The organism is Baaleninema simplex PCC 7105 (genome assembly GCF_000332355.1).
Classification (GTDB): Bacteria; Cyanobacteriota; Cyanobacteriia; order Cyanobacteriales; family Geitlerinemataceae; genus Baaleninema; species Baaleninema simplex.
Genome location: NZ_KB235962.1, coordinates 171,305 through 178,344, shown reverse-complemented (window position 1 = coordinate 178,344; position 7,040 = coordinate 171,305). Strand labels below are relative to the sequence as shown.

The following is a 7,040-nucleotide window of genomic DNA, read 5'->3' as shown; positions in this document are numbered from 1 at the left end:
GACGACTAAAACTGGTTGGAACTTGGGATTTGGCGTTTTACAGTACAGAACAAATTAAACGGGTCCGACTGGTTCGCAGGGCTGACGGTTACTACGCACAGTTCTGCGTTAGTGTCGAGGTTCGAGAAACACTCGAACCGTCAGGAAATACCGTGGGATTGGATGTCGGACTCAAGGAGTTCTACACCGATTCAAACGGAGAATGCGAACCGAACCCGAGGTTTTACCGAAACGCTGAGAAAAAGCTGAAACGCGCTCACCGAAGGGTGAGCAAAAAACAGAAAGGCTCTGCTAACCGAAAAAAAGCCGTCAATCGACTCGGACGAGTTCACCTCAAAATAAGTCGGCAACGTGAAGAACACGCTAAGAGACTGGCGCGTTGCATCCCCCCTTCGCCCCCCTTTCAAAGGGGGGTTGGGGGGATGATGCCGGTTGGTATCAGTTCAGGAAGTGGTTGGAACAGTTTGGAGAAAAGTTTGGCAGGATAACCGTTGCGGTCGAACCTGCCTATACCAGCCAAGCCTGTTCGAGTTGTGGCACGGTCGTCAGAAAGACGCTTTCAACTCGCACCCACGTTTGTCAGTGCGGGTGTGAGTTAGACAGAGACCACAACGCAGCCATCAACATCCTGAACGCTGCCTTGAGTACGGTAGGGCATACCGGAACTTTGGTTCGGCTTCGCTCACCGAGCGCAGTCGAGGTGAACGCTTCTGGAGATTTGACCGCTACTTTGGCTGGTGCAAACCTGTCAGAGCAAGTCGGATCGCTGAAGGAAGAATCCTCACGCCGTGATAGCTGAGGAGTGTCAAGATGGAGTATGTGGTATTGGGTTGGCTTCACCTAAAAGGATGTTCGAGTTCGTCTGACTCCCCTTCAACGAAGCCAGAGGATTGAAATTTGCGTTAAGTGCTATGCGCCGTTCGCGTCGATCGGTGCGTAGCACTTTCGCTGCATACGCGCATTGGGATAGACTCGAAAAAAACTGAGGTGGGACACACCTTGGATGCTTGGCGAGAGGCTAGGCTTTCCACCGGGAAGTGGTTAAACTCCGGCTCCTTCATAACCCAAGAATCATCGCGGCTTGCTGCCCGATGAGTTTGACATACTCCCCAGCCTGAAGGCGTGGGGATTCTTTACGCTTCATTGAGTTGTGCTACCGAAGTAGTCTGACCATCTCTCGACGTACATTTAAGGTCGTGCCGATGCCCCATGCCGACCATTTCTATATTTTTAGACGCATTATCATCTCGGTCGTGTTCTGTACCGCAATTTAGGCAAATCACTGACCGCACAGACAAATCAATTTTTCCCCACCTATAACCGCAATTAGAACAGGTTTGACTGGTGGGTTCCCAACGTCCGATCGCTACAAACTTGCGTCCGTACTTTTCAGACTTTGCTTCAACCAATACCCTGAACTCTCGTCAGCCTTGTTGACTGATAATTCTAGACAACTTACGGTTTTTAACCATTCCTGACACGTTCAAATCTTCCAAAACGATAGTTTGGTTTTCACTAACGACCTTGGTTGATAGTTTGTGTAGGAAGTCTTGGCGAGTGTCTGCAATCTGATTGTGTAGTTTGGCTATCTGAATACGGGTTTTGTTTCTGCGTTTTGAGTCTTTCTGCTGTCGTGCTAACTTGCGCTGAAGTTTGCGAAGCTTGCGGTCTAAATGCTTGTAACAAGGACTTGCCGTTTTTTCACCATTACTCATCACAGCAAAAGTTTTAATTCCTAAATCAATGCCAATGCTTTGGTTTTTAGCATCAATACTGATTGGCTCAACTTCTACGACAAAGCTTAGGAAGTAACGGTTAGCACAGTCCTTAATAACAGTTACAGAGGTAGGACTTGCGGGTAGCTTTCTTAACCAGACAGGCTTAACAACGCCAATCTTTGCAAGATAAACACCTTTGTTTTTAATGGAGAAACCTCCAATCCTGAACCGTGCTGATTGGCTATTCGTCCGTTTTTTAAACTTAGGATAACCAACTTTACGACCTTTTCTTTTGCCTTTACAAGAACTAAAAAAGTTCTCAAAAGCTGTCTCTAGATCGGCTACAGACTGTTGTAAAGGTATGTTTGATACCTCGCTCAACCACGCCCTAGCTTCAGTCTTTTTTGCCTGAGCGATCGCTATTTTTTGGAGTTCGGACGACTTAGGTTTTTTCTCAGATTGTTTGCAGATAGCCAAAGCATCGTTATAGACAACACGAACACAGCCGAATAAACAAGCTAAGCTCTGCTTTTGTTGATCTGTTGGATAAAAACGATATTCGTATCTGGCTTTCATGGGTTTGTCACCCTTAATTATAGTATACTGTATATATTGCTATTTGACCGGACAATTTGCGGTGCGACCCCGCACCGTCGTACGGTACTAGGGCTTGCCCTGCTCGCACTGCTTGCACTGCTTGCACTGCTTGCACTGAGCTTGTCGAAGTGAGCTTGTCGAAGTGAGCTTGTCGAAGTGAGCTTGTCGAAGTGAGCTTGTCGAAGTGAGCTTAGTCGAAGGGTACGCGCACCAAGAGAATATGAAAACCGAGAAAATATTTTTGAGAGTTACCGAATATGAAAAAAGACAGCTTGTAGAAGAAGCTGCTAGGCGTGGTATGACACAATCAGAACTAATTAGAAGTTTAATTGCTCGTTTTCCAGAACCCAGTAAAAAGCCGTCCTAGAAGGCTTGCCCTGAGCCAAGTCGAAGGGACGGGGCTTGTATCCCAGTTTTTTGGTCAATCCTCTTCCTCACATTGAAAATTCGGACAACCCAACCCATCCGGCGGCGGGATTAATTCTCCTTCCATCGTCCAACCGCGATCGCTGGCCAAGCTATTGAGGGCGTCAATGCGGTTTTGCGTGAGGGGGTGGGTTTGAAAATACTCCGAAACCGTCAACACGCGGTTTGGAAACTGACTTTCGGTTTCCGCCAACCGCTTGAAAAAGTCGAGACTGTTACCGCCGTGGCCGTAAACGCGAACCACCGATTCCAACCCGTAGACATCGGCGGCGTATTCCTGCTTTCGACTATAGTTTAAGCTGTTGAGATTAATCGTTTGCAGGACGATATCCGGCGTTCCTGTCGTGCCCGAGGTACCGACATCCAACACGATCGCTCCAAACAAAACCACGAGCGATCGTCCCATTCCTTTGAGGGCGTCTCGGGCCGATAAATGGCCGATTTCGTGGGCTAATACAAAAGCGAGTTCGTTTTCCGATTCGACTTCTTCTAAAAACGATGTGGTGACGAAAACGTGACCGCCCGCTAAAGCGGCGGCGTTGACAATGGGCGTGTCGATCAGGTGTACGTCCAGCGGGATTTCTGCCATATCTCCCGGTTTCCGCAGCGTTTCGACTAAATCTTCTAGATAGGCGAGGCGAGCATCGCTTTCGATTTCCTCTCCGGCAAATTGAGCTGGAACGGTGGGGGCGAGGGCGTCGCCAATTTCTTTTTCTCGGCGATCGCTAATCCGAGGTACGAACCAATCGACCGCTAGTCCTAAGCCGAAATATAAAACCAGCGTTATACCCACAACGGTCGCGATGAGATAACCGAAGTTGATTAGAGGATGAACTTTAGAAACGTTTACCTCTTCTGTGATTTCTCTTGGGGTGTATTTCATCAATCTTGATTTTTTGTTTTTACAGGTTTTAGAGTCTTTTTACAAAAAAATTCGGATAATGTGGATTTTGTGTTCGACAAGCTGGGTTTGAAAACAGTCTTCACCACAGAGAACACAGAGAACACAGAGAGGTTATTTTAGGGTTTTAAAAAAATTCTAATTGTCTATAAATTTGAAAATTTTAAGGGTTTAATTGTGAAAATATCTAAAAAGAATGCGTTGTTCGGGACTCTGAAGTTTTCAGATTTAAGGAAGGTATTACTTGTTGGCTAGGCTGGCACGTCTGGAGAACATTACTATTACCTAATTTGGGAGAGTCGAAATACCTGACTTTCGATCGAGGCGTTTTTTAAAAATGGGTGCATCTCACTGTTGAAAAAATATGAGTCTGGGGTAGGTTAGACTTCGGCAACGCTGCCGTCCACGGGTGGAACGGAATAGAACCCAACAGCAGCTCAATCGAGGACTCAAGTTTGCCTCCGATCGATTTACATTTTTGAGATGCACCTTTTAAAACCCCCCGATATCGACAGTTTTAAAATTTAACGAATTCCCGTTCCGTAGGCAATGACTTCGATCGATACCGGCCCGGTTCTTCCTGACGCACCGCCTCCGATGGTAGACGTTTCGTAGCGCACGTTTAGGATTTCTCGTGCGCCCCATTGTATGGCTTGTTCTTTCACTCGAAGTAAGGCTTCGCGACGACCGCGATCGAGCAAACTTTCGTAAGCAATCACTCGACCTCCGATGAGGTTTCGTAACGTCATCACGAAAGTTTTGAAATAGTCTGAGGAAATGACCACAGCTCCAGAAAACAACATAGCATCTCGGGCGTCGGGAAGGGGTTGTTTGGCTCCAAAACTGGCGACGGGAAGAAAAACGGTTTCGCGCTCTCGTTTTTTGATGTCTTTGTAATGGCGCTTTTCTGCCAGCACACCAAACACATATCCAATCCCCAACAGAACGAGGATAACGATTATTTCGTCCATAGCGATCGCAGTGGTGAAGATAGAGTTCGAACGATTTGAAGCGGGGTTCTAGCGAACCCGAACGGCGGTTCCGTAGGCGAACAGTTCCGCAGCACCTTGCGCGACTGAAGAGGTGGCAAAACGGACGTTAACGATGGCGTTGGCTCCCAGTTGTTTGGCTTGTAATACCATGCGATCGAGAGCTTCTTGTCGGGCTTCGTTGAGGAGATCGGTATAGCCTCTCAACTCTCCACCTACGATATTTTTAAATCCTGCGGCAATGTCGCGACCGACGTTTTTTGCCCGTACTGTGCTACCTTGTACGATGCCGTAATGCTCGATGACTTCTTTTCCGGGAACACCTTCAAGGGTTGTGAGAATCACGATCTAGATATCCTTTATCAGTAATGAAACATTCTAGAAAAGCAAACCTCAAAAACGAGGAAATGCCGACTCGATCGTTTTTTTTAGAGACGTCGCGGACAACGTCTCTAAAGTCTAAAACTCGATTGTTTGATACGGACTTACGCACTTCAACGTTAATTACACTAAATGTAGGGGTTGGTGGGCATTGCCCACTCTACAAATGGTGTAAATGCGGTTGTTCTGGTTTGAGTTAGGGAGTGTAGCCAGCGAGCTTAAATCTCAGCCAGCGATCGCTCGATTAACCGACGAGCGAGGGTTTGTACGCCGGTGTGACGGTAGTAGTCCGTACTCATATCGAGAAAAGCGGCCAGATAGTCGAGGCGATCGTCGCTAAATTCGATAAAGCTCTGCAAGCGATTGCTAACCTTTTGAGGGGTCAAGTCGTGAGAGCTGACGAACTCGCTCATCCAACCCCGAACTGACTCGAAACTTTCTCCCATGAAGCCTAGCTTATGTTCGGCATTTTTCCCTGGAATTTCATCTTTAATTTTTTTGAACTCTTGATTGTCTTCGAGTTCGCTGGGGCTGAGCATTCCGAGACGTTCTCCGACGGCTTGGACGAAGTCGGGACCGAGGGGAATCAACCCGTCGAAGCAGACTAACGCCGCCATCCGCATGAGGGATTCGCCGCTGTAGTCGCCGAGCGATCGCACGAAATCGCCGATGCTGTCGCCGGGAATTCCGTTAATTTTGCAAAAAGCGACGATTTCGACGACGAGTTTTAACGTCAAATCGATGGTTTGGGCTTTGTCGGCTTTGGGGGTGAGTTTGTTGAGAAATCCCAACAGCGGGACTTTTTCGCCGACTTTGTTGGCGAGCGCCGCCGTTCCCAGGGCGCTTCCGGCGCTGTCGATGGTATCGTACAGCCACAGGGCGGTTTGATAGCCTTGAGATTTGTCGTTGTAGAGGGCGATCGCGCGATCGCCGACTAGTTGAATCAAGCTGTCGTCGGTTTCTCCGGTAATCGTGCGGATGGTGTTGTCCCATCCGACGAGGTTTTCCCATTTATCGGGAAGGACGAAATCGAGCGATCGCAGGGAAAAAATGGTAACGTTTTTGGTCGGTAGTTCGTCTACCCGTTGGTTAATCGGTTTACTCATGGCGGGGGTAACTCTCTTTTTATTTGAGTTGGGCTAAGCCGGACAAATCGAATCTTTGAATCCAGGCTTCGCGATCGGCTTCCGTAAAGTCGGGGCTGCGCGAGATAACTTTGACTTGGAAGCGATCGGCGACGAGAATCGCGGTTTGGGTATTTCCCACGGTGACGGCGGGATATCCGGCGATCGTCGCCTGGCTGTTTTGGAATTTCTGGGCGGCGATGGGGGTACTGATGGTGTCGGAAATCGCCAGCATCGCGATGTCTTGTCCGTCGCGTTTGAGTTTGGCTTCGGCGAATCCCGTTTTTTCTTGGGTATAGACGCGCTCGTAGCCGTCGCCTCCTGCGGGAAAGAATTTGTTGAACGCGCTACCGGGAACGGCGTCGCTCGCAACGGCTCCTCCTTCAGCGGGTTGAACTTGTTGGGAAGTTTCTGAAGGAGGGGCGGGGGTTTGGGGGTTGCGACAGCCACCGACAACCAGCATCATCGCCAGGAGAAAGGCGACGAACAGCTTGCGAGGGGCTGCAAAACTTGCTGAAAAATTCATGACACTGCGGGGGAATGGGGAAAGGTCGGCTTGAATTTCGATCGTAACATCGCTCCGTGAAAACCCCGAGATTTCTAAGTTCCTCTTAATCTCGAAATGGCGATCGCGATATGGGGTCGAATAACGATAGAAGAATGCGATCGCGAGTCGATCGCCATGTTTTGAAACGCTAGGTAATTTAGGTAATATTGTTATCGATTCGCTGTCTGTTCTCTAGGAGTGGCGATCGATTTTTTTGTCGATTTTTAAATTTTGTTCTAAAATATCACGAAAATAATTTTTTGGGTCTTCGGAGTTTGAGGTGATAATAGTATAATAGAAAACAAATGCAGGCGGATCTAAAGATGAACTTTTTTGTAGAAGACTTAATCAACTTAC

At 48.1% G+C, this 7,040-nt stretch carries 9 protein-coding genes and 1 pseudogene; 3 read left to right on the top strand and 7 right to left on the bottom strand.

Annotation, left to right across the window (positions count from 1 at the left end):
* Together GEI7105_RS41150 and GEI7105_RS41145 are read left to right on the top strand one after the other, a co-directional pair.
* Nucleotides 1-488 (top strand): RNA-guided endonuclease InsQ/TnpB family protein (locus GEI7105_RS41150; protein WP_158413276.1); only part of this gene is annotated, 488 nt, incomplete at its 5' end.
* Nucleotides 425-799 (top strand): annotated as a pseudogene (locus tag GEI7105_RS41145) (RNA-guided endonuclease InsQ/TnpB family protein); the annotation flags it as partial. The gene GEI7105_RS41150 and the pseudogene GEI7105_RS41145, both read left to right, overlap by 64 nt.
* Before the next feature lie 334 nt (nt 800-1,133).
* Here the strand turns inward: GEI7105_RS41145 and GEI7105_RS40835 are convergent.
* Together GEI7105_RS40835 and GEI7105_RS32580 are read right to left on the bottom strand one after the other, a co-directional pair.
* A complete protein-coding gene (locus tag GEI7105_RS40835; protein WP_342662869.1) occupies nt 1,134-1,409 on the bottom strand; it encodes a zinc ribbon domain-containing protein in 276 nt (91 codons plus the stop codon).
* Nucleotides 1,410-1,424: 15 nt separating this feature from the next.
* The gene (locus GEI7105_RS32580; RefSeq protein WP_342662868.1) at nt 1,425-2,294 is read right to left on the bottom strand and encodes an RNA-guided endonuclease InsQ/TnpB family protein; all 870 of its coding nucleotides are present in this window, start codon (nt 2,292-2,294) and stop codon (nt 1,425-1,427) included.
* Between the two features lie 241 nt (nt 2,295-2,535).
* On the opposite strand from GEI7105_RS32580, the gene GEI7105_RS41140 reads away from it, so the two are divergent.
* Nucleotides 2,536-2,682, top strand: coding sequence for a plasmid mobilization protein (locus GEI7105_RS41140; protein WP_071592152.1), 147 nt, complete (start codon nt 2,536-2,538; stop codon nt 2,680-2,682).
* Nucleotides 2,683-2,736: 54 nt separating this feature from the next.
* Here GEI7105_RS41140 and GEI7105_RS32575 read toward each other — a convergent pair whose 3' ends face one another.
* The 5 genes from GEI7105_RS32575 to GEI7105_RS0125990 form a co-directional block, all read right to left on the bottom strand.
* Nucleotides 2,737-3,624 (bottom strand): M48 family metallopeptidase, encoded by an 888-nt coding sequence (locus tag GEI7105_RS32575; RefSeq protein ID WP_017663300.1) that lies wholly within the window; start codon nt 3,622-3,624, stop codon nt 2,737-2,739.
* Between the two features lie 542 nt (nt 3,625-4,166).
* Nucleotides 4,167-4,613, bottom strand: a complete 447-nt coding sequence (locus tag GEI7105_RS0126005) for a YbjQ family protein (protein WP_017663299.1) — start codon at nt 4,611-4,613, stop codon at nt 4,167-4,169.
* Nucleotides 4,614-4,661: 48 nt separating this feature from the next.
* Nucleotides 4,662-4,976 (bottom strand): YbjQ family protein, encoded by a 315-nt coding sequence (locus GEI7105_RS0126000; RefSeq protein ID WP_017663298.1) that lies wholly within the window; start codon nt 4,974-4,976, stop codon nt 4,662-4,664.
* Between the two features lie 254 nt (nt 4,977-5,230).
* A complete protein-coding gene (locus GEI7105_RS0125995) occupies nt 5,231-6,118 on the bottom strand; it encodes a hypothetical protein (protein ID WP_017663297.1) in 888 nt (295 codons plus the stop codon).
* 19 nt (nt 6,119-6,137) lie between these two features.
* Complete coding sequence (locus GEI7105_RS0125990) at nt 6,138-6,662, bottom strand: hypothetical protein (RefSeq protein WP_017663296.1); 525 nt, start codon at nt 6,660-6,662, stop codon at nt 6,138-6,140.
* Between the last annotated feature and the right edge of the window lie 378 nt (nt 6,663-7,040).

Coding starts and splice junctions, on each gene's coding strand:
- GEI7105_RS32580 (WP_342662868.1), bottom strand. CDS start 2,294: ATGAAAGCCAGATACGAATATCGTTTTTATCCAACAGATCAACAAAAG.
- GEI7105_RS41140 (WP_071592152.1), top strand. CDS start 2,536: ATGAAAACCGAGAAAATATTTTTGAGAGTTACCGAATATGAAAAAAGA.
- GEI7105_RS32575 (WP_017663300.1), bottom strand. CDS start 3,624: ATGAAATACACCCCAAGAGAAATCACAGAAGAGGTAAACGTTTCTAAA.
- GEI7105_RS0126005 (WP_017663299.1), bottom strand. CDS start 4,613: ATGGACGAAATAATCGTTATCCTCGTTCTGTTGGGGATTGGATATGTG.
- GEI7105_RS0125995 (WP_017663297.1), bottom strand. CDS start 6,118: ATGAGTAAACCGATTAACCAACGGGTAGACGAACTACCGACCAAAAAC.
- GEI7105_RS0125990 (WP_017663296.1), bottom strand. CDS start 6,662: ATGAATTTTTCAGCAAGTTTTGCAGCCCCTCGCAAGCTGTTCGTCGCC.